The 24864-nt window shown below is 48.4% G+C and carries 21 protein-coding genes; 11 read left to right on the top strand and 10 right to left on the bottom strand.

Annotated elements, in window-relative coordinates:
* Positions 1-5: 5 nt before the first annotated feature.
* Complete coding sequence (locus RW114_RS10220) at positions 6-911, bottom strand: LysR family transcriptional regulator (protein ID WP_340122645.1); 906 nt, start codon at positions 909-911, stop codon at positions 6-8.
* Positions 912-1098: 187 nt separating this feature from the next.
* On the opposite strand from RW114_RS10220, the gene RW114_RS10215 reads away from it, so the two are divergent.
* From RW114_RS10215 to RW114_RS10190, 6 genes are all read left to right on the top strand, one after another.
* A complete protein-coding gene (locus RW114_RS10215; protein WP_340122644.1) occupies positions 1099-1683 on the top strand; it encodes a beta-class carbonic anhydrase in 585 nt (194 codons plus the stop codon).
* Between the two features lie 142 nt (positions 1684-1825).
* Complete coding sequence (locus tag RW114_RS10210) at positions 1826-2590, top strand: Nif3-like dinuclear metal center hexameric protein (protein WP_340122643.1); 765 nt, start codon at positions 1826-1828, stop codon at positions 2588-2590.
* 146 nt (positions 2591-2736) lie between these two features.
* Positions 2737-4683 (top strand): heavy metal translocating P-type ATPase, encoded by a 1947-nt coding sequence (locus RW114_RS10205; protein WP_340122642.1) that lies wholly within the window; start codon positions 2737-2739, stop codon positions 4681-4683.
* 15 nt (positions 4684-4698) lie between these two features.
* Positions 4699-5391: a VIT1/CCC1 transporter family protein gene (locus RW114_RS10200; RefSeq protein WP_340122641.1), complete on the top strand. Its 693-nt coding sequence runs from the start codon at positions 4699-4701 to the stop codon at positions 5389-5391.
* Between the two features lie 6 nt (positions 5392-5397).
* A complete protein-coding gene (locus RW114_RS10195; protein WP_340122640.1) occupies positions 5398-5670 on the top strand; it encodes a GIY-YIG nuclease family protein in 273 nt (90 codons plus the stop codon).
* A gap of 24 nt (positions 5671-5694) precedes the next feature.
* The gene (locus RW114_RS10190) at positions 5695-6333 is read left to right on the top strand and encodes a uracil-DNA glycosylase (protein WP_340122639.1); all 639 of its coding nucleotides are present in this window, start codon (positions 5695-5697) and stop codon (positions 6331-6333) included.
* 173 nt (positions 6334-6506) lie between these two features.
* On the opposite strand, the gene RW114_RS10185 is transcribed toward RW114_RS10190, so the two are convergent.
* From RW114_RS10185 to RW114_RS10140, 9 genes are all read right to left on the bottom strand, one after another.
* Complete coding sequence (locus tag RW114_RS10185; RefSeq protein WP_340122638.1) at positions 6507-7169, bottom strand: J domain-containing protein; 663 nt, start codon at positions 7167-7169, stop codon at positions 6507-6509.
* Between the two features lie 261 nt (positions 7170-7430).
* The gene (locus RW114_RS10180; protein WP_422614804.1) at positions 7431-8537 is read right to left on the bottom strand and encodes a TIGR00266 family protein; all 1107 of its coding nucleotides are present in this window, start codon (positions 8535-8537) and stop codon (positions 7431-7433) included.
* 51 nt (positions 8538-8588) lie between these two features.
* Positions 8589-8777 (bottom strand): hypothetical protein, encoded by a 189-nt coding sequence (locus RW114_RS10170; protein WP_340122637.1) that lies wholly within the window; start codon positions 8775-8777, stop codon positions 8589-8591.
* A 141-nt stretch (positions 8778-8918) separates the two neighbouring features.
* Positions 8919-10463 carry an alpha-isopropylmalate synthase regulatory domain-containing protein gene (locus RW114_RS10165; protein WP_340122636.1) on the bottom strand — a complete coding sequence of 515 codons (1545 nt, stop codon included), beginning with the start codon at positions 10461-10463 and terminating at the stop codon, positions 8919-8921.
* A gap of 136 nt (positions 10464-10599) precedes the next feature.
* Positions 10600-11211: a 3-isopropylmalate dehydratase small subunit gene (gene leuD, locus RW114_RS10160; protein WP_340122635.1), complete on the bottom strand. Its 612-nt coding sequence runs from the start codon at positions 11209-11211 to the stop codon at positions 10600-10602.
* Between the two features lie 15 nt (positions 11212-11226).
* A complete protein-coding gene (gene leuC, locus RW114_RS10155; protein ID WP_340122634.1) occupies positions 11227-12624 on the bottom strand; it encodes a 3-isopropylmalate dehydratase large subunit in 1398 nt (465 codons plus the stop codon).
* A gap of 737 nt (positions 12625-13361) precedes the next feature.
* A complete protein-coding gene (locus RW114_RS10150) occupies positions 13362-13496 on the bottom strand; it encodes a hypothetical protein (RefSeq protein WP_340122633.1) in 135 nt (44 codons plus the stop codon).
* Between the two features lie 552 nt (positions 13497-14048).
* Entirely contained in the window at positions 14049-15458 is a 1410-nt protein-coding gene (glnA, locus tag RW114_RS10145) for a glutamate--ammonia ligase (protein WP_340122632.1), read from the bottom strand.
* A 185-nt stretch (positions 15459-15643) separates the two neighbouring features.
* Entirely contained in the window at positions 15644-16846 is a 1203-nt protein-coding gene (locus RW114_RS10140; protein WP_340122631.1) for a porin, read from the bottom strand.
* 591 nt (positions 16847-17437) lie between these two features.
* Between RW114_RS10140 and glnK (RW114_RS10135) the strand changes: the two genes are divergently transcribed.
* From glnK (RW114_RS10135) to RW114_RS10115, 5 genes are all read left to right on the top strand, one after another.
* Complete coding sequence (glnK, locus tag RW114_RS10135) at positions 17438-17776, top strand: P-II family nitrogen regulator (protein WP_006892406.1); 339 nt, start codon at positions 17438-17440, stop codon at positions 17774-17776.
* A gap of 15 nt (positions 17777-17791) precedes the next feature.
* On the top strand, positions 17792-19189 hold the full coding sequence (locus tag RW114_RS10130; RefSeq protein WP_340122630.1) for an ammonium transporter: 1398 nt from the start codon (positions 17792-17794) through the stop codon (positions 19187-19189).
* A gap of 246 nt (positions 19190-19435) precedes the next feature.
* Complete coding sequence (gene glnK / locus RW114_RS10125; protein WP_340122629.1) at positions 19436-19774, top strand: P-II family nitrogen regulator; 339 nt, start codon at positions 19436-19438, stop codon at positions 19772-19774.
* A 17-nt stretch (positions 19775-19791) separates the two neighbouring features.
* Entirely contained in the window at positions 19792-21084 is a 1293-nt protein-coding gene (locus tag RW114_RS10120; protein WP_340122628.1) for an ammonium transporter, read from the top strand.
* Positions 21085-21157: 73 nt separating this feature from the next.
* Positions 21158-24286, top strand: coding sequence for a DUF748 domain-containing protein (locus tag RW114_RS10115; RefSeq protein ID WP_340122627.1), 3129 nt, complete (start codon positions 21158-21160; stop codon positions 24284-24286).
* The last annotated feature ends 578 nt before the right edge of the window (positions 24287-24864 follow it).

Genomic DNA, 24864 nt, shown 5'->3' with positions numbered 1-24864 from the left:
CGCCTTTAGTTGAATTTCAGTTTATTGTTTTCTGCAAAGTACCGGATTAAAAAATCCACAAACGTCGCCAACTTGGTAGGCAGAAAACGTCTTTGCAGATAGGTGGCATAAATTTCCAGCGATGGAATACGAAAATCGGGCAAAATCTCCACCAACTTTCCTTGTTCCAAATAATTGACCACCGATAATTCAGGTGCCTGGGTTATGCCCATGCTTAACGCAGCCGCTTGACACAGAGCCCGGCCATTGTTCGAGGCAAAATGCCAATTCACTTTGATTTTAACTTCCTCGCCGTCGGCATTAAACACCCAGTAATCTTTATGTGGGGTATCCGTATAATGCAGGCAGCGATGCGAACTTAACTCGGCAATGGTTTGCGGTTCACCGTATTCGGCGATATAGCCCGGAGAAGCATAGGCGCACAATCGGGTTTGGGCAATTTTTCTGGCGACCACGCCCAAATCAAGCGTATCCGTCACCAGGATAGACAAATCGAAACTGCCTTCGCTTAAATTAACCCGGCTGTTGTGCAAGGTCATCAAAATCTTGACATCGGGATACTCGCGTTGATACGCGTCAATGGCAGGCACCATATAAAGTCCGCCAAAATCGATCGGCGCGCTGATTTTTAAAGTCCCTTTTACCTGACGACCCAGCTGCGAGGTGAATTCTTCCAGTTCGGAGAAATCATCGAGCAGCTGCTTGCTGCGATAATAGTAGATCTTGCCCGCTTCCGTCATGCTCAGTCGCCGTGTTGTCCGGTTTAATAAGGCAACCCCCAGCGATTCTTCCAGTTGAGCCATGTATTTGCTGATCATCATCGCCGAAAGATTCATTTCGCGGGCAACCGCCGTAAAAGTGCCTAACTCGACAATTCGGCAAAAGACCTGGGTATTATTCAATTTAGCCATATCCGCTCCTTTATAAACTCTGGGTTTATATTGTATAACCTATTTCGCTATTTGAAACTCTGCTTTATTGGAGTAGACTTTGTTGCGGAGATAGTAGTCTAATTGCCGCTTGGTCTTTTTCATTTCCCCTTAATGATTAGGATCAAGCGGTTTTTTTAGTGCCCAATAATAACAACGAGAGGTGTTTATGAGTAAAATTCTTAACGAAGTTTTAGCCGCAAACAGAGGCTATGTGAACGATTTCGGTGACAAAGGCGATTTGCCTATGCCTCCCGGAAGGCATTTTGCCATCCTGACCTGTATGGATGCCCGTTTGGATCCTGCCAAATATGCCGGTTTAGCCGAAGGTGATGCCCATGTCATTCGTAATGCCGGCGGCCGGGCCAGCGACGATGCGATCCGTTCTTTGGTTATCTCCTATAAATTATTGGGAACACGGGAATGGTTTGTCATTCATCATACTAATTGCGGTATGGAACTATTTAACGATGAGATCATGCGCGACTTGTTAGGCAACAGTTTAACAACCGCATCGCTGGACGAAAAAGGCCTGTGGTATGACACAGGTGAAGGGCCGGGTTCACACGAAGCTAAACATATAAACTGGCTGACCATTAAAGATCAAGAAGAAAGTGTGCTGGAAGATGTCATTCGCATTAAGAATCACCCTCTGGTTCCTTCCGACATCCCTGTTTACGGCTATATTTACGATACTAAATCAGGTCGGTTGATTGAAGTGCCTGCGGCCACAGAAGCCGGCAGCATCAGCTAGCAGCGATTCAACCATGCTCATGTCTTTTGATGTGAGCATGGTTTGATTCCCCCGCAGTACCCGTCAGTTGCAAGACTTGCGTCACCCTTATAAACGTCTAGAATCCGCTATTCAACCCCGAGTAAGGACACGAACTCACACTATGATCAGCCGTCAACAACTGAACGACTATTATCAGGCTCTGCTGCACCCCGAAACCTACGCCGACTATTGTCCTAACGGCTTGCAAATAGAAGGGGCTGAGCAGATCGAGCGTATCGCTTTTGCGGTGTCTGCAACCCGCGATTCGATTAATCAGGCGGTCGAAAACAAGGCCGATGCCTTGGTCGTTCATCACGGTTTGTTCTGGACATTTCATGGAGCCAAACCGTTGGTCGGCGCTTTCGGACAGCGGATTTTTCCGCTGGTAAAAAACAATATCAACCTGTTTGCTTATCATTTGCCGCTGGATGGACATCCTGAAATAGGCAATGCGGCGGCTTTGGGTCAACTGATCGATTGCAAGCAACAACAGCCGTTCGGCGATTACAAAGGCTCGGCGACCGGAGTTAAAGGCGTACTCGAACAGCCGCTAACCGCTGCCGTGCTGCAACAAAAACTGGAAACCGTGCTCAAACACAATGTCATATTGGCAACGCCGGATAACCACGCGTTGATCAGATCAATCGGCATCATCACCGGCGGAGCAAATAGCGAGTGGCGCTTGGCCGAAAAAGAACAGCTGGATGCTTATCTTACCGGCGAAATCAGCGAACACGACTGGCATGAAAGCCGGGAAGCCGGCCTACATATGTTTGCGGGCGGCCATAATGCCACCGAACGATTCGGCATTCAGGCGTTAATGGAAAAAACCCGGCAGCAATTTGCGGTGGCATGCTGTTTTATCGATAGCGAAAATCCGGCGTAGTGTGGAGTGCAGGCTTTGCCTGCAATTTATGCGACGTATTGCTAACGGGCAAGCAAAGCTTGCACTCCTGCTTATACGGAATAGTTTCAACATTTTTCCGTCTTACCGATAGAATAGGACATACAAAAAACTGCGAGTCTGAAACCATGACCGATAAGCGAGCAACAATCCCGCGCGCAACAGCCGAAAACAGCATTGCCATTTTAAGCCTACTCGGCATCGGCGGTTATCTGGTGATGCGCTATGGGCTTGATATAGGGCATCAGCTTTATACGTTTTCACTGAATACAGAGTTAAGCTCGGCGGCTGCCGAACTCTATCATGGGCAAGTCGTTGTTCCGATTGAACTGGTGTCTGTGCCTCTGCTTGCGGTGCTGGCGTTGGGCGGTATTCCGCTGGTTTACCAGCTGATCGTGAAATTGGGGCGAGGCGATTGGGGCGCGGATTTGCTGGCAGGCATATCGATAGTGACGGCGGTGTTGCTGGACGAATATCTGGCCGGCAGTCTGGTGGTGCTGATGCTGTCCGGCGGTGTGGTGCTGGAAGCCTATGCGGTGCGCAAAGCCTCTTCTGTGCTTGAGGCGCTGGCCAAGCGGATGCCGTCAGTCGCGCATAGAAAAGAGGGCGATCAACTTGCCGACATCACCACCGGGCAGGTTACTATCGGCGATACCTTGTTGATACTGCCGCATGAAATCTGCCCGGTTGACGGCACGGTACTGGAAGGCTCCAGCACCATGGATGAATCCTATCTGACCGGCGAGCCCTATATGATGTCGAAAGTCTGTGGTTCGCAGGTTATATCCGGGGCAATCAACGGCGATTCGGCATTAACCATACGCGCGGACAAGCTGGCTATCGATTCCCGCTATGCCAAGATCATGGAGGTGATGCAGTCGTCCGAACAATATCGGCCCAATATCAGGCGGCTGGGCGACCAATTGGGCGCGTTGTATGCGCCGCTGGCGGTGATCATTGCGTTGATTGCCTGGGGAATCAGCGGCGATGTGATCCGGTTTCTGTCCGTACTGGTCATCGCCACACCGTGCCCATTGCTGATCGGCATACCGGTCACCATCATCAGCTCGATTTCGCTGGCCGCGCGCCGGGAAATCATCATCAAGAATCCGGCGATACTGGAAACCATCGGCACCTGCCGCACGGCGATTTTTGACAAGACCGGCACCCTGACCTATGGTCGTCCCACGCTGACGGCGCTGATTCCCGCTCAAGCCTATAGCGAGCACGAGGTGTTAACCTTAATTGCCAGCCTGGAACGCTATTCCAAACACCCGCTCTCCCGCGCCATCGTGACAGCAGGGGAAAAAGCAGCCTTAGCTTTATTAAGCGTAAGCAATATCACCGAGTTGCCGGGGGAGGGGCTTAAAGGCAATGTGGACGGAAAAGGGCTTCAGATAACCAGTCGTAAAAAATTTGTCGAGCAGCACCCTGATGTCGCCGAGGCATTGCCGCCGGTTACCGGCGGTCTGGAATGCGTGGTGTTGATCGATGATGCCTATGCTGCGACCCTGCAATTTCGCGATGAGGTGCGCACCGACAGCTCGTCATTCATCAACCACCTGAAACCCAGTCATTTGTTTGAAAAGGTGATGCTGGTGTCCGGCGACCGGGAGTCGGAAGTGCGATTTCTGGCCGATCAGGTCGGTATTGAACACGTTTATTTCAGCCAGAGCCCCGAGCAGAAACTGGAGCTGGTGCGCGCTGAAACCAAAGCCGCAAAAACCGTGTATCTGGGCGATGGCATCAATGATGCGCCGGCGCTGACGGCCGCGACTATCGGCATAGCCTTCGGTCAGAACAGCGACATCACCGGCGAATCGGCGGATGCGGTGATCATGGACAGTTCGCTGTTAAAAGTCGATGAGCTGTTTCATATCGGCGAACGGATGCGTAAAATTGCGCTGCAAAGCGCGGTAGGCGGCATGGCGCTGAGTCTGATAGGCATGGCGTTTGCGGGACTGGGTTATTTGTCTCCGGTAGCCGGAGCCATAACCCAGGAAATCATCGATGTGCTTGCGGTATTGAACGCCTTGCGGGCGGCCATTCCTCCCAAAATGCTGTCGGATTTTTAAAAAAAGGAAGCCCAAATGCCCCATCATCCCGAAACACATAGGACTCATCGCACCGGCTGGCTGCGCGCGGCGGTGCTGGGCGCAAACGACGGCATCGTCTCCACGGCCAGTTTAATCGTAGGCATTGCCGCCTCCGATGCGACGCACAACGATATAGTCCTGGCCGGTGTTGCCGGCCTGGTTGCCGGGGCGATGTCGATGGCGGCGGGCGAATATGTATCGGTCAGCTCCCAAGCCGATACCGAACAGGCCGATTTAAAGCGTGAGCGCAAAGAATTGGATGAAGACGGGCATCATGAGCAAAAAGAGCTGGCAGCCATCTATGTATCGCGCGGACTCGATCCGCTACTGGCCGTGCAGGTTGCCGAGCAGTTAATGAATCATGACGCCTTGGGCGCACACGCCCGTGACGAACTGGGTATTTCTGCAACAGGCACAGCAAGACCGATACAGGCGGCGCTGACGTCGGCCGCCACTTTCGCCGTTGGCGCGGTGCTGCCTTTATTGATCGTCCTATTTGCGACGGATGCCGATTTAATCGCGCTGGTGTCATCCGCGTCATTGCTGTTTTTAACGCTGCTGGGCGTCCTGGCGGCCTATACCGGAGGTTCAGGCATCATCAAGGGAGCTTTTCGTGTCGCTTTCTGGGGCGCACTGGCTATGGGACTGACCGCAGCCGTCGGTTCCGTTTTTGGGACGGTCGTGTAGCGCATCGTGAATTGGCAGGTTTACATTATTCTTTGCACCGATGACACGCTGTATACCGGCATTACCGTTGATGTTGCCCGCCGCTTTAGTCAGCATGGCGACAAGCAAGGCGCTAAATATTTTCGCGGCAGGCAACCTAAACAGCTGCTTTATGTCGAGACCGGACATGACCGAAGCACGGCCAGTAAACGGGAAATCGTTATAAAAAAGCTGCCCAGGCTTGAAAAGTTTCAGTTGTTGGCTTCTGAGATAAATAAGGTGGGAGATTTTTCGCTATGAACATCACCAAAACGTAACCCCATCATGTATTCAAAACAACTATTCGATCAAGATTGCAGGCAGTGTCAACGGCTGGATGATTTTCTGTGTGAAGTTAAACAAAAACATCCCGGCTATCATGCGCGTCCGGTTGCACCGTTCGGCGATAGTGCGGTCCGATTACTGGTAGTCGGACTGGCGCCCGGCATGCATGGAGCCAATGCCACCGGCAGGCCGTTTACCGGCGACTACGCAGGGCTATTGCTGTATGAGGCGCTTTACGCGTTTGGCTACAGTAATCAAGCAACATCCGAGTCTCTGACCGACGGCTTGGTGCTTAACAACTGCCGTATTACCAATGCCGTTAAATGCCTGCCGCCGCAAAACAAACCGACTCCTGCCGAAATCAATCAGTGCAATGCTTATTTGGCCGCAGAATTAAAAACCTTGCCGGAACAGGCGGTCATATTGGCCTTGGGTTTGGTCTCTCATCAGGCAGTATTAAAAGCCTACGGCCTGAAACTGAGTAGCGCCAAATTTGCGCATAATGCCCAGCATACCTTGGTGGACGGTCGCACACTGGTGGATTCTTATCATAGCAGTCGCTATAACGTACAAACCAAGCGATTGACTAAGGAAATGTTTGCCGATGTTTTTCGTACCATTGACTCGCTGCTGGAATGATGCGCTGCCTTCGTCAGCACATCCCATGGATTAAGGATAAAAATAATTTATGGGGTAGAGGGTAAATCAATATTTTTTAAGGGCGTCAGTCTATTTTTCGGGTCGGGTCGCCCGTGGGAACTCCCCTCTCTGGCGCTTACAGAACCGTGCCACTGTTACGTTTTTTCATTACCTTATTCTGCTGCTTTGCGATACCAATAAGCAGCTTTGGTTTGGTCCTGCGTTACACCTTGACCCGATTGGTACTTAATGGCGCAACTGTATTGCGCATTCGAATTGCCTTGCTCTGCTGCTTTGAGATACCAAGAAAGCGCTTGGGTATAATCCTGTATTACACATTGGCCCAGTTCGTACATAACGCCTAATTTGAACTGAGCTTTTGCATCGCCTTGTTCTGCCAAGTGCTGATAAAGCGGCAAAGCTTCAGCATACCGGCCCTGGTCGTGCAAATCATGTGCACGTTGAAACATATCTTTTGCACTATTCGTGCTCGATGGAGGTGGCTGAGTGTATTCCTGTTGTGTGTCTTGTTTTTGATCATGCCGGTGTTCAGGCGCTTTGCCGGCTTCGCTGAATTGTGATTCTTCGCGCCGTTGCTTGGCTTTAGCTTCTTGCTCTCGAATCCAGGAGTTATGAGCTGCGCGCTTAGCCGGGTCTATTAATACGGCATAGGAAGCATTTACAAGTTTCATGACTCTTTCGGCTTCTTCGTTGTTACCCTGGAATTTATCGGGGTGAAAAGTTTGACAAAGGGCTTTATAGGCCGCTCTGATGACACTGGCGGGGGCGTCTTTTGTAACCTTTAGGTTATCGTAATGGGTTCGGGTCTTGACCATAAAACGTAATATTTTTCTGTGAGTGAAAGTCGTTAGGATTATAACTGTTTTCTGTTGTCGCATTAACCGCAAAAAAATGCATACTTCCGATATACGAATATGGCAACTGCAAGTTTCGTTAATAACGGACTAAGCCTCACCGTTGAATTCTGTTGTCTTAAATTACGGCTGTCCGCATACCAAACAAGGTCATTAAAACGGGCAAAGAAACAGCTCAAAATCTGAAAGAAAAGGGTGGGAGCGCTGCTAAGGTAAACCGCATCAATCACCATCGAGTAAATTACCCAAGCCACCCAGAATTGAACCTTCACCTTGATGCTTGCCACCGCCTTGTGGCGCAGCTGAAAGCATTCTGCCCGCCAAACGTGAAAATGGCAGGCTTTGCAACCAAACGGTGCCAGGGCCGGTTAATTTGGCAAAAAACAAGCCCTCGCCGCCAAACAACATGGATTTAATACCGCCGGCCTGTTGAATGTCAAAATCGACGCTACCGGTCATCGCTGCCAAACACCCCGTATCGACATGTAATGTTTCACCGACGGCAAGTTCTATTTTTTGTAGACAGCCGCCGGCATGAACAAATACCCAACCATCGCCTTCCAGTTTTTGCATGATATAACCTTCACCGCCAAACAAGCCGGTTAAAATACGGCGTTGAAAGTGAATTCCAATCTGCACGCCTTTGGCGGCCGCCAAAAAACTGTCTTTTTGACAAATCAGTTTCCGGTCGTAGTCTTTCAGATTCAAGGCGAGAATAGTTCCCGGAAAAGGTGCTGCGAACGCCACTTTACCTTTACGTTGAGCGCTTTGCGTAAATACGGTAATAAACAGGCTTTCGTTAGTCAGCAAGCGCTTACCGGCTCCCAGCAATAATCCCATAATACCGGTTTGTTGAGCAGTTGAACCGTCACCGAAAACAGTTTCCATTTTCACATCCGCGCTTTTGTACATCATCGCCCCCGCTTCTGCGATTGCGCTCTCTTGTGGATCGAGTTCGATTTCCACAAACTGCATTTCATGACCGTAGATTTTATAATCGATACCCGCAGTGACCGTTTGTTGACCAAAACCACCGGAAGATTGGGCATCGATAACGGAAGATTGCACAGTAAGCGGATTAATCGACTGAGCGGCTGCGGGCAATACCGCCGGTTTGGGCGACATCATATAAGCGGGTGGCGGCGGAAAAGGTGTGACGCCATCTTTCTTCATCGGCCTGATTTCAGTCGCCTCATAAATGGGAATCCAATCAGGAAAACGCTGACACCAACAATAAGCGCCCTGGTGTTCGCGGGCAAAAGTTTTTGCATAGTCCAGCGTATAGGGACCGCTGGTTGCATTTTCAAAAGAAAAAAACCATTCGTTCATAGTGTTAACCTCGATCATTATGGGATGTAGAAATAGTCTGTGCAGAAACCGCTATGATTTTTGATACAGCCAAGCGCCTGCGGTGATGATTCTCCGGTGCCGCTTGGCTTTAATTTTATGTTGATCCAGCCATCCTTCCCACGCAGTCGCAGTTTCGATGCGCACCGTTTTATCTTCAAGACGGGCAACACAAGCGGCGCAGTTTTTTGTTGCTCCATGTGTACGCCAAGGCGTCGGCATTCAACGCATAAAACTGTGTTCTGTCTTGATATAAATGGTTTTAAGTTGTGACGCGGCTTTTGATTTTGGCGCTACGGAACCAGGCAAGCAGTTCATTGCCGATAGGGGTGCGTTTTAGAAAACATCCCGTAGTAATACCTTTCAATCCTGATTTAAACTCAGTTCGTGCAATTGCATGTTAATGATTTTAAGCGCAGCCAAGATCGCGGCAAAAACCTGGTTGGAATGCACGGCGCGGGTTTTTCGCAGCTCGCCGTCGCAATTCCAGGTGATCACGCATTCGGTTAAGGCGCTGGTATGGCCGCCTTTGGGTATCCGTACTTCAAAATCGGCCAGTGCAGGCAGAGTGTAGTCATGCTGTTTCATTACCTTGTTGATGGCATCGACAAACGCGTCAAAGCCGCCGTTGCCGGAACCTGAGGCAACATGCGTCGTGCCGATTACTTTGACTCGCAGACTGGCAGTCGATTCTAAATCGAGACCGCTGGTGATCGAGCAGTTGAGCAGCTTTATATGCTGATAATTTTTGCTTTCCAGTACGTCGGCAATGATGAAGGGCAGGTCGTCGGTGGTGATGGTCTGTTTTGAATCGCCGAGACTGACGATCCGGGCCAACACTTTTTTCTGGTTCTCTTCCGACAGGTCAAGCTCCAGCATTTCCAGGTTTTTTTTCAGCGACGCTTTGCCGCTCATCTTGCCCAAGGCGTAGCTTCGGGTACGGGAAAAACGTTCCGGTCCTAATTTGGTTTTGTACAGTCCGCCTTTTTGATCGCCGTCGGCATGGATGCCGGCGGTCTGGGTAAAAACATCGGCCCCGACTATCGGCGCATTGGCGGCGATGCGTTTGCCGGAAAAGTTTTCGACCATCGCGCTGATGCGGACAATATGGCTTTCATCGACAGACAGCTGCATATTCATTTTGTCGCGTAATACCACCGCAACCTCAGCCATTGAGGCATTGCCTGCGCGCTCGCCGAGGCAGTTAACGGTGCAGTGTATCGCATTGACCCCGGCGCGAACCGCTGCCATCACATTGGCGGTCGCCAGACCGTAATCGTTGTGCGGATGAAAGTCGAATTGCAGCTTCGGGTAGCGTTTGCACATGTCGCTGAAGTTTACGAATACTTCGTCAGGCGACAACACGCCGAGGGTATCGGGCAGCATGAAATGGCTGATGCCGGAATCCTGCAAATTGTCCATCAGGCCGTAAACATAGTCCGGGTCGTCGTGATAACCGTTGGACCAGTCTTCCAGATAGACGTTAACTTTCAGGCCTTTTTCCAGCGCGTAGTTGACGGTTTGCAATACGTCTTCGGTATGTTGGGCGAGTGTCTTGCCCAGTTGTACGCGGCAATGTTTTTCGCTGCCTTTGATCAACAGGTTGATGACTTCGCCGCGGGTTTCCACTATCCAGTCGACACTGCGGGTATGGTCGACAAAGCCCAGAACTTCGACACGTCCGGCAAAGCCTTCCTGCTTTGCCCATTCATTAATGCTGGTGACCGCTTCTTTTTCGCCTTGGGAGACGCGGGCGGAGGCGACCTCAATCCGGTCAACTCGTAGCGATTGCAACAGGGCTTTGGCTATGCTGACTTTTTCCACGGGCGTGAATGAAACGCCTTGGGTTTGTTCGCCATCGCGCAAGGTGGTGTCCATCAGTTGGATATGTCTGGAATCGGTGGACATGATTGTCGCCTGTGTTCTCAATGTAAGCGGATTGATTAACCACGAAAGCTATAGGATAGGCTGACGAAAGGAAGCCCATCGTTCGCGATTGATGGGCTTCGTACCTCAGTCCATCCTACATAGCTACATGACTTCTTTAAGCCCAAAGCCAAGGATAATCTTTCTTATGCTGCTGTTCATACTGGGCGATCTTGTCGGCATGCTTTAAGGTCAAACCGATGTCATCGAGTCCGCTCACCAGATTGCTCTTGCGGAACGGGTCGATTTCAAAGTTAAAATCATTGCCGCCGGGCGTGGTGACCTGCTGGTTTTCAAGATCAACGACAAAGCGCACGCCTTCGTTGGCGGCAATCTCGATCATCAATTTGTCGAGCTGTTCTTTATCGACTTTTATCGCCAGAATGCCGTTTTTAAAACAGTTGTTATAAAAAATGTCGGCATAGCTGGTCGATATAATGGTGTTAAAACCATAATCGGCAATCGCCCAGGGCGCGTGTTCGCGCGATGAACCGCAGCCGAAGTTGTCGCCGGCCACCAGGATTTTAGCGCCTTTGAACGCGGGCTTGTTCAGCTCGAATTCCGGATTATCGCTGCCGTCGTCATTAAAACGCCAATCGTGAAAAAGATGCACGCCAAAGCCGCTGCGTTCGACTCTTTTCAAGAACTGCTTGGGGATGATCTGGTCGGTATCGACGTTGCTGCGATTCAGCAATGCCGCGATGCTTTCATGTTTTTTGTACGGTTCCATAGTTTATTCCGATCTTTATAGTTTGCGAATATCGACAAAATGGCCTGCCGCCGCTGCAGCCGCTGCCATGGCGGGCGAAACCAGATGCGTGCGTCCGCCTTTGCCCTGACGACCTTCAAAATTGCGGTTTGAAGTCGATGCGCTGCGTTGGCCTTTAGTCAGCTCATCGCCATTCATCGCCAGACACATCGAGCATCCGGGATCGCGCCATTCCCAACCGGCATCGATAAAGATTTTATCCAGGCCTTCATCTTCGGCTTGTTGTTTGACGTGATAGGAGCCGGGCACGGCAATCGCGGTGACGCCTTTGGCAACCTGGGTGCCTTTTGCCATTTCGGCGGCGATTCTAAAATCTTCGATACGGCCATTGGTGCAAGAGCCGATAAAAACATAATCTATCGGAATGTCGGTGATTTTGGTATTCGGCGTCAAACCCATATAGGCCAAGGCGTTTTCACAGGCTTGGCGTTTTATTTCGTCAGTAAAACTTTCCGGTGCAGGCACGCAACCATCGACACCAACCACTTGTTCCGGCGACGTTCCCCAGGAAACTTGCGGCGCAATATCGGCGGCATCCAGCGTGACGGTCGCATCGAATACCGCGCCTTCATCGCTGGGCAGGCTCTTCCAGTAAGCCAGCGCCTGATCCCAGTATTGAGCGGATGGCGCAAATTCACGGCCTTTAAGATAGGCGTAGGTTTTTTCGTCGGGAGCAACAAGGCCTGCTCTGGCACCGGCTTCAATCGCCATGTTGCACAGCGTCATCCGGCCTTCCATCGACAGTTCCCTGATTGCCGAACCGGTATATTCGATCACATAGCCGGTACCGCCCGCCGTGCCGATTTTGCCGGTAATCGCCAAAGCAATATCCTTTGCGGAGGCGTATTTGGACAACTTGCCGTTGACGACCACTTGCATGGTTTTGGATTTCTTTTGCGGCAGCGTTTGGGTTGCCATCACATGCTCGACCTCGGAAGTGCCGATGCCGAAGGCCAGTGCGCCGAAAGCGCCATGCGTCGCGGTGTGGCTGTCGCCGCAAACGACCACCATGCCGGGATGGACGAAACCATGCTCGGGCACGACAACATGAATCACACCGTTATTGGGGTCGGTCATGTCGTACAGCTTCAGGCCGTTCACGCGGCAGTTTTCAGCCATCGTTTCGATTTGTTTTTTGGCAATAGGATCGGCAATGGGCAGGTTGCGATTTTTGGTCGGGACGCAGTGATCCATCGTGGCAAGAATGCTGTGCGGATTGCGCACCTTGCGACCGGACAAACGCAGGCCTTCAAAGGCCTGTGGGCTGGTGACTTCATGCATCAAATGTCGGTCAACATAAAGCAAAGGAGCCTGTCCTGTCTCATCGACGACAAGGTGGCTGTCCCAGATTTTTTCGTACATGGTCTTTTTCATGGCGTATTCCAAAGCTTGCATATCGGCTCTACATCGAGCGTATGACGAGTTACAGGTTCAATCAAAAACATAGTCAAGCTATGCGTAGCTGCATATTATCCTCTAAAAGAGACATTGTTTGCAATTTGGCAGGAGTGCTCTTGTGTCAGGGGGCATAATTGGATTGGCAGCGTTCCCTATTGCAGGATGTTTTTGTCTATGCCGTAGGGGCAGACCGGCAGCTCATCTACGAGTTGTCGAGACGGTGAACGTATTCAAATATAAGCAATAATCACGAAGAGCGCGGAGTTTCACCGTATTGAATTAATTGGGTTATTTTCTTGATGTTTTCTGTGGTGATGTTTTTTAGTCTGACTTTTACTGATGCGGTGGCTTGCTGAAAATAAGCGGAAGTCTTCGTAGCTATAACCTTAGCGTAAACAGGCTTCTAATCGCCGTTTGTATCTCTTATAAGCTCGTTGCGATAAAAGATACAATCTGGTTTTTCGTTTAATATTGCGTCGTCCCGAATATCCGCTTGTAAGTTCAAAATCTTTACGATTTCGACGATCCTGATTTCGACGCTCCCGATCAAGATCAAGATCAATTAATTTTTGATATAAGAGCCATGCTTGTGTTGCTAATTCCCCTGGTGTCATTATTCTAAGCCTCGCCGCAAGTGGATGCTCTCCATGATGACACTTTAAGCTAAACGGTTAATCATCGGTATATCGCTGAATACCTAGATATGGGTTTTATTAGATGGCTGTGGCGATTGGACTGGATAATTCCAACAGGAAATAACGTCGGTCTTTCTTGGTCTTTAATATCCTTCCCAGTCCTTGGTTTTGGTGGACTGACGCTATTTCAATAGTATCGGTTTTATCCGGCATAGGTAAAAGTACCTATTTATTTTTACAGATCAAAAATTATAATAAGCGGAAGTGCTATCAATTTCTGAGGAGGACCGATAGCTCTAGTTCGTTAAATTGGATGATAATTAAATGAGCGCCTCGATGCTCCAGATTTAAAAAAACAAAAACTGATCTGGAGCTTCGTTGTTTATAGATTTTTGCAATCGCCGGTAGATCGGACATTACCCCTGCCAAGCTTTATATCTTTCAGCTACAACTTCTAAACTTCAAAAAGCAGGTAAGTTGTTGAAATAACCAAGCAATATAAGCTGCATTCTTTGTTGAAATCAAAGGGGATTGCCGTGTGTAAAAACGAGTGGTTTTGGCGGGTCTTGGTTGGTCGTTCCGTATGCAGAAACTTTTGATGGGTGGTCGGCTAACTGATTGTTCTATCGATTATATTTTACTTTGTTTGACAGAATTCAGTGGAATTGTATGGATTGTTTTAGGCAAAAAAAACGCCCTGCAATGGGGCGTTTTTTTGATTCAGATCGCCCATTCTCGCTAATGCTCGGATGGGCTTGTTTCTGCTTATAAGCTGTAATACATGTCGTATTCTACAGGGTGTGTACTCATACGAATACGCGTGACTTCTTCCATTTTCAGAGCAATATAGCCATCAATTGCGTCGTCAGTGAAAACACCGCCGCGTGTCAAGAATTCACGATCATTGTCCAGAGCATCTAATGCTTGGTCAAATGAGTGGCAAACTTGCGGGATATTTTTTGCTTCTTCAGCAGGCAAGTCATATAAATCTTTATCCATCGCGTCGCCGGGATGGATTTTGTTTTGAATGCCGTCCAAGCCTGCCATCAACATTGCTGAGAACGCCAGATAAGGGTTTGCAGTGGAGTCAGGGAAGCGAACTTCGATACGACGACCTTTTGGATTGTTAACAAAAGGAATACGGATAGAAGCCGAACGGTTACGTGCAGAGTAAGCCAGCATAACGGGAGCTTCAAAGCCCGGAACCAGACGCTTGTAGCTGTTGGTCGAGGCGTTGGTGAAAGCGTTCAATGCTTTAGCGTGTTTGATGATGCCGCCGATGTAAAACAGTGCCGTTTCAGACAAGCCGCCGTACAAATCGCCAGTGAACAGGTTAACGCCGCCTTTAGCTAAAGATTGGTGTACGTGCATACCGCTGCCGTTGTCGCCAACCAATGGTTTAGGCATGAAGGTGGCTGTTTTGCCGTATGCGTGTGCGATGTTGGCAACGACGTATTTCAATTCCAAAACTTCGTCGGCTTTTTTAACCAGCGTGTTGAATCTGACGCCGATTTCGCATTGGCCGGCTGTTGCAACTTCGTGATGATGAACTTCCGTCACTTGACCCATTTCTTCCAGTGTCAAACACATCGCAGAACGCATGTCTTGAAGTGAATCGACCGGAGGTACAGGAAAATAACCGCCTTTAATGCCTGGACGATGACCGGTGTTGCCGTCCGGGTAGACTTTTTCTGAATTCCAGCCTGCTTCTTCTGAATCGACTTTGTAGAAAGAACCGCTCATATTGGTGCCCCAACGAACATCGTCAAAAATGAAGAATTCGTTTTCAGGGCCGAAGAATGCAGTATCGGCAATACCGGTCGATTTTAAATAGGCTTCTGCACGGTTGGCGATAGAGCGTGGGTCGCGTTGGTAACCCTGCATGTTGTTTGGCTCAATGATGTCACAACGCAAGATTAAGGTGTTGTCATCAAAGAATGGATCCATAACCGCTGTAGAAGGGTCCGGCATTAAAATCATGTCTGATTCGTTGATGCCTTTCCAGCCCGCGACTGAAGAGCCGTCAAACATATTGCCTTCTTCAAAGGTGTCTTCGTCAATCGAATGGGCAGGGAAGGTAACGTGTTGCTCTTTACCGCGGGTGTCACAAAAACGAAAATCGACGAATTTTACGTCGTTTTCTTTGATCAATTTAAGTACTTTTGCTGCAGACATTTATTTCGTCTCCTAAAGATGGGTTATGTGGAATCAGTGTTTTATGCCAAACGGCGTAACGATACCATTTTTTTTGCCGGATTAGCTACTAAAATAGCGCTCTGAATAAGCACCATATTGGGGAGTGGGTTGGGATTTGGCGCGCATCCTTGTGCGCCATATTTCTGGGCAGGTAAAAAAAGTATTTAGAAGCGAACTGTGGCATCCGCTGAAATCAGCAGCTGATCATTGCTTAATCCAGCGTTATACGCATTGTTTTCGGTTGAATGGTCGTATCTGACTTCAGGTCGCAAGGTCAACCAGGACATCGGCGAATAGTTTAAGCCGGCTGTTGCCGCCAGGTAATGGTTTTGACCGCCGGGCATCATGTTGCCATTACCGATTGCGCTGACTCGTGCGCCGTCTTCGTCACGGAACCATTCAAGACGAACGCCGGCGCCCAGTTTGTCATTGATGTCATAAGTCAGGTACTGGTTGATGCCATACCATTTGGCCGCGTCAGCACTAGTCGATTTTTCTTCTATGCCTAAGTCATGTTGCAGTTTGTAGTGCAGGGTGTCGGTAATGTCATGGCTTAATACGACGCTGTACATAGTTCGATTATGTTTATCCAGTTTTTGGACATCACCGGTGATCACCGAAAATGCCAGAGAGGTTTTTTTGTTATCGGTGGTAAAAGTAGCGCCGCCCAGGAAATTAGCCGGTTCCTGGAAGAAAGAATCCCATCCCGATACGACACCGCCGGTCAGGCTGATGTTGTCATTAACAGGATACGAAGAAATTATCCCCGTGTGGGTGAACGGTTCGCCATATTGCATGGTATAGGCGTGTGAGAAGAAGAAGTTATCCGGTGCGGTAACCACTTCATTGCCGATGATGGTGTAAAAATGCCCGATTTTGGTAGTCAGACCGTTACCTATTGGTGCGAAAACGGTTGCATAGACTTGTGGAAATGCCAGTTTATAAAAACGGGAGTCGCTATCCAGAACCAGGGTGTTATCGAAGTTGGCCTGCGTCGTGAAGCGGGCATCCGTGCCATACAAAATATCGGCGCGGAAACCCAAGTCCCATTTCTTGGCTTCGGTATCTACGGCTCTTTCGATATAGCCGTTCAACTGTTGCATATGGAATTCGTTGGCGCGATCGCCAAAAGTGACCGGCCCGTTGAAGCGGTCTTCAGGCGAGTCAATATTGCCGGAAACACCCGATGAAACCCAGCCGCCCACATTGATACCCAGATCTTTCAAGGGCGCTGTTTCGTTAATGTTAAATCCTGTCAGACTTTCTACTGCACCTTTGTCATCATCGGCTTGCGCCATTGATGAGCAGAGAACTGCGCTACAGAGGGTGAGTTGCAAAACTGCATTTTTTCTTAACTGAGATTTCATGAGTAAGCCCTTTTTATTAATTGGTTGTCAAAAACTGTTTGGAAACTGTAATACAGTGAGCGAGACTAATTTTTTAATTGACCCATAGTAAAACTGAGCGATCGCAAAATAGAGTAGCGCACTGTTGTTTATAAGGCAAATTGTTGCATTATTAAGACAGTCTGATATTTTATAAGCAATTTAAAGGCCATAATTGACAACTGTAGATAAAATCTATTCTCGAATAAAACAGAAAGGCAATATTGGCCATAATTAATACATTTTGTGATCCAAAATAGCGCAAAAAAAAAGAAAAAAAGATCGGTTATGGTGCGTTATTCACTGAAAATTTTTTATTTCTCAAGTTGAAAAAATAATAAAAATTTATTTTCACCATACTTTATTTTTTATAGCGTATTAAAGGTTATTCTTAATAAAATCAAGCGCCGTTTTGGTGCTTAAAAAGAAAGCGGCGGGCTAATATGGTGCAAATTGATTTAAAATTGGTTTATATATATTAAGGTATATCTCAGGAATTTATGGTGATTTTAGCTTGGCATGCTATATGCTTTGCTTAAAAGTGAATATAACTTTAAAGCAAGAGGTCTTAGTATGAAACTGATAACCGCTGTTGTTAAACCTTTCAAGCTGGATGATGTCCGTGAGGCACTTTCAGATATAGGGGTTTCTGGTGTAACTGTAACGGAAGTAAAGGGCTTTGGTCGCCAGAAGGGCCATACCGAGCTGTATCGTGGCGCTGAATATGTGGTTGATTTTTTACCCAAGGCCAAAATTGAAGTGGCAGTGGCTGACAATATGCTGGAGCAGGCCGTAGAGGCCATTACCAAAGCAGCCAATACCAGCAAAATAGGTGATGGTAAAATTTTTGTAACCAATTTAGAGCAGGTTGTCCGGATTCGTACCGGGGAAACAGGCGAAGAAGCGCTTTAATATTAAGGGGGAACTATGAAACAACTTTTAACTACTTTTATCCTATTCGCCTTGCTGGGTTATGCAGGATTCTCTTTCGCCGAAACTGCTGTTCCGGTTCCGCCTGCAGCCAACAAAGGCGATACCGCATGGATGATAGTCGCGACCGTGCTGGTTATCCTGATGGTCATTCCCGGTTTAGCATTGTTTTATGGCGGCATGGTGCGCGCCAAGAACATGCTGTCCATGCTGATGCAAGTATTTGTGATTTTCTCGATGATGGCACTATTGTGGGCAATTTACGGTTACAGCATCGCATTTACCGAGGGTAACGCTTTCTTCGGCGGACTAAGCAAGATGTTCCTTAAAGGCATAACTCCGGATTCGCTTGCGGCCACTTTCAGTAAAGCTGTTTACGTGCCTGAGTATATTTATGTCGCATTCCAGCTGACCTTCGCCGCTATTACTCCGGCTTTGATCATTGGTGCTTTTGCCGAACGGGTCAAATTTTCTGCGGTACTGTTGTTTATGTTCCTGTGGTTTACTTTCTCTTATCTGCCGATGGCGCATATGGTTTGGTATTGGACTGGTCCTGACGCTTACACCGATGCATCGGCGGCGGAAGCGGCCAGCGCAACGGCGGGATTTTTGTTTCAAAAAGGCGCGCTGGATTTCGCTGGCGGCACGGTTGTGCATATCAACGCAGGTATCGCGGGTTTAATAGGCTGCTTGATGATAGGCAAGCGTATCGGTTATAGAAAGGAATCGCTTGCACCGCATAGCGTCACCATGACTATGATTGGCGCTTCTTTGTTATGGGTCGGTTGGTTTGGTTTTAACGTAGGCTCCAATCTGGAAGCTAACGGTCTTGCGGCTTTAGTCTTTATAAATACTTTACTGGCGAGTGCGGCCGCTACCCTTGCATGGGTAGGCGCCGAATGGCTGTTTCGCGGTAAACCCAGCATGTTGGGCGGAGCTTCCGGCGCTGTTGCAGGACTTGTCGCCATTACGCCTGCTTGCGGCTGGTCAGGCCCTATGGGAGCTATTTTCTTGGGATTGGTTGCCGGTGCGGTTTGTTTCTGGGCGGTTACTATGCTGAAAAGTGCATTGGGTTATGACGATTCTCTGGATGCTTTCGGTGTTCATGGTGTGGGTGGGATTATCGGTGCGCTGGGTACCGGCATCGTCGCCAGTCCATCACTCGGAGGCACCGGCGTTTGGGATTATGTTGCCAACGGCGTGGCTGAATACAACATGATCGGTCAAATCACGAGTCAGGCATGGGGTGTGGGCGTCTGTATCGTCTGGTCCGCTGTCGTATCCTTTATTGCTTACAAGATCGTGGATATGGTGATCGGACTTCGGGTTAGCGAAGAGGTTGAGCGTGTGGGACTCGATGTTTCCGAGCATGGCGAAACTGCGTATCACATTTAATTCAACAGGGTGAGCTTTCCTCGAAAGTAAACCTTTTCGAAAAAAAACGGACGCGCGATGCGTCCGTTTTTGCGTTTGAAGAGGTCGTGAGCTGAAAAAATGCAAGCTAAAACCGCGCAATTTGAAATTCGGTTTTTTCGTCTTGCGCCTTTTGCCCTTAGTCTATTCATTGTATGTTGATTGATAATTTACTATGATTGCAGCCTATATTTCCAACACTTTTTTGCTAGCTAACTGAGAGATAACATGAAATTAATAACAGCGATCATTAAACCGTTCAAATTGGATGATGTCAGGGAAGCGTTATCTGAAATTGGGGTTGCGGGTGTCACTGCAACCGAAGTCAAAGGCTTCGGTCGCCAGAAAGGTCATACCGAGTTGTACAGGGGTGCCGAGTATGTGGTCGATTTTCTGCCTAAAGTTAAACTGGAAATCGCTGTGGCTGACGATGTGGTAGATAAAGCTGTCGAAACTATTGTTAAGGCAGCCAATACCGGAAAAATCGGCGATGGCAAAATATTTGTCTCCAATTTGGAGCAGGTTGTTCGTATTAGAACCGGTGAAACCGGAGAGGATGCCATTTAGGCGCACAAGGAAAAAAGATGTTGTTAAAAATAAACAGCGGGCTGTTTTTAGGCTTACTGCTGCTTCCTGATCTTGCTGTGGCGGATCAATTAAATCAGGCCAATACGGCCTGGGTGTTAACATCGACTGCTCTGGTTTTATTCATGACGATACCGGGTTTGTCGTTATTTTATGCCGGATTGGTTAGAAGTAAAAACGTGTTGTCGGTATTAATGCAGTGCTTTGCGATTACTTGTCTGGTTTCGTTACTTTGGCTGGCCGGTGTTTACAGTTTTATTTTCGCCGACGGCGGAGACATGCAAAAGCTGATCGGTGGAGCGTCCAAAGTATTTTTGCCTGACATCGGCGTTGAATCGTTAATAGGTGATATTCCGGAAACCGTTTACTTCATGTTTCAGATGACTTTTGCGATTATTACCCCGGCGTTGATCGTCGGCGGCTTTGCCGAGCGGATGAAATTTTCGGCGATGCTGTGGTTTAGCGGCTTATGGTTGATCATGGTTTATCTGCCGATCTGTCACTGGATGTGGGGTGGCGGTTGGCTGGCCGATTTGGGTGCGATGGATTTTGCCGGTGGTATCGTCATTCATGTTAATGCCGGTGTTGCGGCTTTGGTCGCTGCCTTGGTATTGGGCAAGAGAAAAGGCTTTCCAAGCACCGCAATGCCGCCGCATAACATGACGATGGTGGTTACCGGCGCGGGCATGTTGTGGGTCGGCTGGTTCGGATTTAATGCCGGTAGCGCGTTGACCGCAGACGGGCACGCCGGTATGGCGATGCTGGTGACGCATATCGGTGCGGCTTCCGGCGCTTTAACCTGGATGTTTATAGAATGGAAGCGCTTTAGCAGACCCAGCGTATTGGGTATTGTGACCGGCATGGTCGCAGGTTTGGGTACCATCACTCCCGCGTCCGGTTTTGTCGGCCCAGCGGGTGCTTTGGTGATTGGTGTTACCGCCGGTGTCGTCTGTTTTTATGCGACCCAGTATGTGAAACGCACCCTGAAAATCGATGATTCCCTGGACGTGTTTTCCGTTCATGGCGTCGGCGGCGTGACCGGCTCATTATTGACCGGCGTTTTTGCGGCCGGCAGCCTGGGCGGACTCGGTTTGGCTGAGGGCGTTTCCATCATGGATCAGGTCGGTGTTCAGGCCTTGGCGATTGTGGTGACGGCGGCTTGGAGTGCATTATTCAGTTATCTGATTTTGAAAGCTTTAGACAAATTGATAGGCTTGCGGGTGACTGCTGATGAAGAAGTCCAGGGACTGGACAACGTTCTGCATGAAGAGACCGGTTATCTCGACTTGTAGCTTGGATCGATAGTACCATTCAGCCACAAAAGGCGGCTCTCAGGTTACTGGGAAGCCGCCTTTTGTGTTTATAATGGCAGTAATTAAAGCAGATCAGGTCACTGGATTCATGCAATTTCAACACATAGCATCAAAAGTAAAAATAGCTGTTTTCATCGTAGCCAGTCTTGCGGCTATCTATGCCGGGTTCGGTTTTTATGGGTTGCCGATGCTGCTTAAGTCGAAACTGCCGACATTCATTCAGCAGGAAACCGGCAGGCAAGCCTCGGTTGCAACGGTTCAGTTCGACCCCTTTGCACTGCAATTCAACCTGCACGGATTTGAGCTGCAAGAGCCGAACGGACAGCCGTTTGTCGGTTTTGATGATTTTCATGTCAAGATCAATGCGTGGCAATCCCTCAAGCAGCAGGCTTTGGTTATTGATGAAGTGTTGCTGAGCAAGCCGGATGTTCGTATCGCCAAAGATAAAAATGGCGCGTTCAATTTTAAAGACCTGCTCAAGGATAAAAACGAAACTCAACAGCAGAACGCTAAGGTTTTCCCGGTAAACATCGTCAAGCTGTCGATAGTCGAAGGAAAGCTGGACTGGGAAGATGCGCAGCTTAAAAGTCCGATAAAGGAGACGGTTTATCCGATCAGTCTTGTTATTGAAAACTTTAGCACTCAGCCGGATAAACCGGCCGGCTTGGGTTTGTCCCTGGCGATAAAGTCAGGCGGCAAACTGGATTGGCAAGGCTCCATTAGTCTTAGTCCACTGTCTTCATCCGGGCATATCAAACTGGATAATATGCAGCTGCCGAGAATCCGGGCGCTGGCCTTGCAAGAGCTTGTGCAATTGGATTTACAGGGTTATGAACTGTTCGAGGCCGATTACAAGGCCGATTATATCAAGGGTAAATTTAACCTTAATTTCAAGCAGGGCAAGTTTGAATTGCGCGATGTGCAGATTTCAGAAAATGCACAGCAACAAACGCGGCTTGGTATTCCCCAGATTGCCGTATCCGGCATTCATTTTAATCTTGAAAAACAGATGCTGGCGATCGAATCGGTTTTAGCCAAAAATACCAGTTTTAATGCACGGTTAAAGGCCGACGCTGAGGTTCCGGTTTCAGGAAATGCGCAGCCACAAACCCTGTTTAACATTCCCCAGATTGCCGTATCCGGCATTCATTTTGATATTGGAAAACAGGCGTTAGCGATCGAATCGGTTTTGGCCAAGGATGCCGATTTTAAGGCATGGCTGAATGCTGATGGTGTGATTAATTATCAAACTTTATTACCCGTCAGTGATAAAGCTGCCGAAACTACCGCCATTGAGTCCGAACAAACGCCGTGGGATATTAAAATCAATAATATTGCCTTGAATAATTTCGGGCTTACTTTTGAAGATCAGACCTTCAAAAAGCCGGTCACCATGACCGCCAAGCCTATCGATTTCAAGCTCGATAATTTCAGCAATAAAGCCGGTGCAAGCCTGCCTTTTCAACTCAGCGCTGGATTTAATCAAAATGGCTTGATAAAACTCGACGGCAACACCGTTATCAAACCTTTATCGGCGCAAATTGCCATTGATGTCAAAGGTATTGCCTTGGAAAAATTCCAGGCGTATGTCGATAAATACGCGCGACTGGATGTCATCGACGGAACACTGGCTATTGACGGCAAGGTCTTGGTCGCCAAATCAGCAGCGGATAAACTGGATGTTAAGTTTAGCGGCAATAGCCAAATTGCCCGGTTATTAACCCGCGATCAGTTGAAGAACAAGGATTTTGTAAAATGGGAAAATTTAGCGCTTAATGGCATTGATGTTGATTTATTGGCAAATCGATACAGCGCTGAAACACTAAAGCTTGATGAACCTTATGCCAGAGTCATCATTAAAAAAGACAAGAGCGTCAATTTTGGCGACATTATAATTGCCGATAAAAGCAAGCCGAAAGTCGCTGTTAAAGCCGCTAAAAATAAAGAGACTGAAGCGCAGAAACCTAAATTCAAACTGGGCAAGATGCAAATCATTGGCGGCTCATCCGATTTTGCCGATCTTTCCCTGATCTTACCGTTCGCCGCACCCATCGAAAGTCTGAACGGCGGTGCCAGCGGCATATCCTCAGAAAAAAAATCAATCATCAAGGTTGATTTAAAAGGTAACACTTATGATTTGTCACCCGTCGATATTAAGGGTAAAATCAGTCCTTATCTGGGCGATTACAATATTACTGTCAATTTTATCGGCATGCCGATGCCGTTGATTTCGCCTTATATGGTGCAATTTGCCGGTTATAAAGTTGAAAAAGGCAAAATATCGCTGGGGCTTAATTACAAAGTGGAGAACAAGGTACTCACTGCATCCAATAATATATTGATAGACCAGTTTGAATTGGGCGAGAAAGTCGAAAACCCCAATGCGGTGTCATTGCCGCTGGAACTCGCGGTGGCCTTGATGAAGGATTCCGATGGCAAGATAAAAATTGACGTGCCCATTTCCGGCAGCCTGGAAGACCCCCAGTTCAGTATCAGTCATCTCATTGTCGATGCGTTGATCAACTCAATCAGCAAGGTGATCACCTCGCCTTTCCGTGCGCTAGCCTCGCTGATAGGCAGTGAAGAAGATTTAAGCACTATCAGTTTTACGGCGGGCGAGGCGACATTAGCTAAGTCTGAAATCAGCAAGCTGGACGATTTGGCCAAGGCGTTAACGGCACGTCCGGTTTTAAAGCTGGAAATTAAAGGCGCGGCTTTTCAGGAGCAGGATTGGCTGGCGGTCAGCGATGATGCTTTATACGATCAACTTAAAAGAATCAAAGCCGCCGAGATGAATAAACAGGGCGGCAGAAAAATACGCGCAGAACATGTGGTGATTTCGGACCAGGATTACCGGCGTTTGATGGAGCAGCTATTTATTGAAAAGTTTCCGCTGATGGTGGAAAAACCGTTGCTGGGCAGACCGCGCCTGATCGGTAGTCAGGCCGATACGACAACAGACGAGTTTTATGCAGTCGCCAAGCAGAAGTTGTCAGCCATTATTAAACCGGAACCGCAGCGACTGGAAGGCTTGGCCGCAGAAAGGGCGCGAGCGATTGCCAGTTATATCGTGCAACAAGGCGGCATAGCCAACGAACGGATATTTATACTGAATACGGTGATTGACCCGAAAAGGGAAGGTAACGGGATTGTCAGTATGTTGTCTATAAAGGCAGATTAACGGTTCAGTCCTGTTCTCAGGTATTGGCTCAAGTTTTTTACGGTGCAGCTGCGGATTTATCCGCACTGCGGCGAGATATTTAGCGCAGGTATATTGAATTGACTTAAAGTTGACGATGTTTTTCAGTTAATGTCTTCTGGCAAACATAGGGTTGGGAGAAGTTTAGGCTGTATGAATCCGACGACTTCGCTAGGGTAAGGGACTGCGGGATGATTTCCCAAGAAATAAGAATACAAAAAATTTAAAAACTTGAGCATAGGGTAAAAAACTATGGACTGTCTTCTATTATTCGATTGCAGTGAGCATCTGGATTCCGCCTACGCAAGCGACTGAGTCAGGTTAAACGAACCCCTGTCCATCAATCCGCGCATATGCGTTTTTACTGCACTGCCATAACCCAATAAGATCAGGCGAAAAAACACATTCATGCAATAAACTGCAAGTTTTTGCCATGTTTTGACAGCTTGACGCAGTTTATAATGAAAAAAATTACAAGCCCAATATCTGGACATAGCAGCTAACTTTCAATGTTAACGCTATGCTTCATGGCTTACATTTTTCGCTAGTCCGCCACTCAC

The sequence above is a fragment of the Methylobacter svalbardensis genome (genome assembly GCF_037671525.1).
GTDB classification, from domain to species: Bacteria; Pseudomonadota; Gammaproteobacteria; order Methylococcales; family Methylomonadaceae; genus Methylobacter_A; species Methylobacter_A svalbardensis.
Note: the sequence above shows the minus strand (reverse complement) of the source record. Positions and strands in the feature narration are given on the sequence as shown.

What these genes read in the sequence shown, in the direction of transcription:
- RW114_RS10220 (WP_340122645.1), bottom strand. Translation starts at nt 911, where the DNA reads ATGGCTAAATTGAATAATACCCAGGTCTTTTGCCGAATTGTCGAGTTA.
- RW114_RS10215 (WP_340122644.1), top strand. Translation starts at nt 1,099, where the DNA reads ATGAGTAAAATTCTTAACGAAGTTTTAGCCGCAAACAGAGGCTATGTG.
- RW114_RS10210 (WP_340122643.1), top strand. Translation starts at nt 1,826, where the DNA reads ATGATCAGCCGTCAACAACTGAACGACTATTATCAGGCTCTGCTGCAC.
- RW114_RS10205 (WP_340122642.1), top strand. Translation starts at nt 2,737, where the DNA reads ATGACCGATAAGCGAGCAACAATCCCGCGCGCAACAGCCGAAAACAGC.
- RW114_RS10200 (WP_340122641.1), top strand. Translation starts at nt 4,699, where the DNA reads ATGCCCCATCATCCCGAAACACATAGGACTCATCGCACCGGCTGGCTG.
- RW114_RS10190 (WP_340122639.1), top strand. Translation starts at nt 5,695, where the DNA reads ATGTATTCAAAACAACTATTCGATCAAGATTGCAGGCAGTGTCAACGG.
- RW114_RS10185 (WP_340122638.1), bottom strand. Translation starts at nt 7,169, where the DNA reads ATGGTCAAGACCCGAACCCATTACGATAACCTAAAGGTTACAAAAGAC.
- RW114_RS10180 (WP_422614804.1), bottom strand. Translation starts at nt 8,537, where the DNA reads ATGAACGAATGGTTTTTTTCTTTTGAAAATGCAACCAGCGGTCCCTAT.
- RW114_RS10170 (WP_340122637.1), bottom strand. Translation starts at nt 8,777, where the DNA reads ATGCCGACGCCTTGGCGTACACATGGAGCAACAAAAAACTGCGCCGCT.
- RW114_RS10165 (WP_340122636.1), bottom strand. Translation starts at nt 10,463, where the DNA reads ATGTCCACCGATTCCAGACATATCCAACTGATGGACACCACCTTGCGC.
- leuD (WP_340122635.1), bottom strand. Translation starts at nt 11,211, where the DNA reads ATGGAACCGTACAAAAAACATGAAAGCATCGCGGCATTGCTGAATCGC.
- leuC (WP_340122634.1), bottom strand. Translation starts at nt 12,624, where the DNA reads ATGAAAAAGACCATGTACGAAAAAATCTGGGACAGCCACCTTGTCGTC.
- RW114_RS10150 (WP_340122633.1), bottom strand. Translation starts at nt 13,496, where the DNA reads ATGCCGGATAAAACCGATACTATTGAAATAGCGTCAGTCCACCAAAAC.
- glnA (WP_340122632.1), bottom strand. Translation starts at nt 15,458, where the DNA reads ATGTCTGCAGCAAAAGTACTTAAATTGATCAAAGAAAACGACGTAAAA.
- RW114_RS10140 (WP_340122631.1), bottom strand. Translation starts at nt 16,846, where the DNA reads ATGAAATCTCAGTTAAGAAAAAATGCAGTTTTGCAACTCACCCTCTGT.
- glnK (WP_006892406.1), top strand. Translation starts at nt 17,438, where the DNA reads ATGAAACTGATAACCGCTGTTGTTAAACCTTTCAAGCTGGATGATGTC.
- RW114_RS10130 (WP_340122630.1), top strand. Translation starts at nt 17,792, where the DNA reads ATGAAACAACTTTTAACTACTTTTATCCTATTCGCCTTGCTGGGTTAT.
- glnK (WP_340122629.1), top strand. Translation starts at nt 19,436, where the DNA reads ATGAAATTAATAACAGCGATCATTAAACCGTTCAAATTGGATGATGTC.
- RW114_RS10120 (WP_340122628.1), top strand. Translation starts at nt 19,792, where the DNA reads ATGTTGTTAAAAATAAACAGCGGGCTGTTTTTAGGCTTACTGCTGCTT.
- RW114_RS10115 (WP_340122627.1), top strand. Translation starts at nt 21,158, where the DNA reads ATGGCAGTAATTAAAGCAGATCAGGTCACTGGATTCATGCAATTTCAA.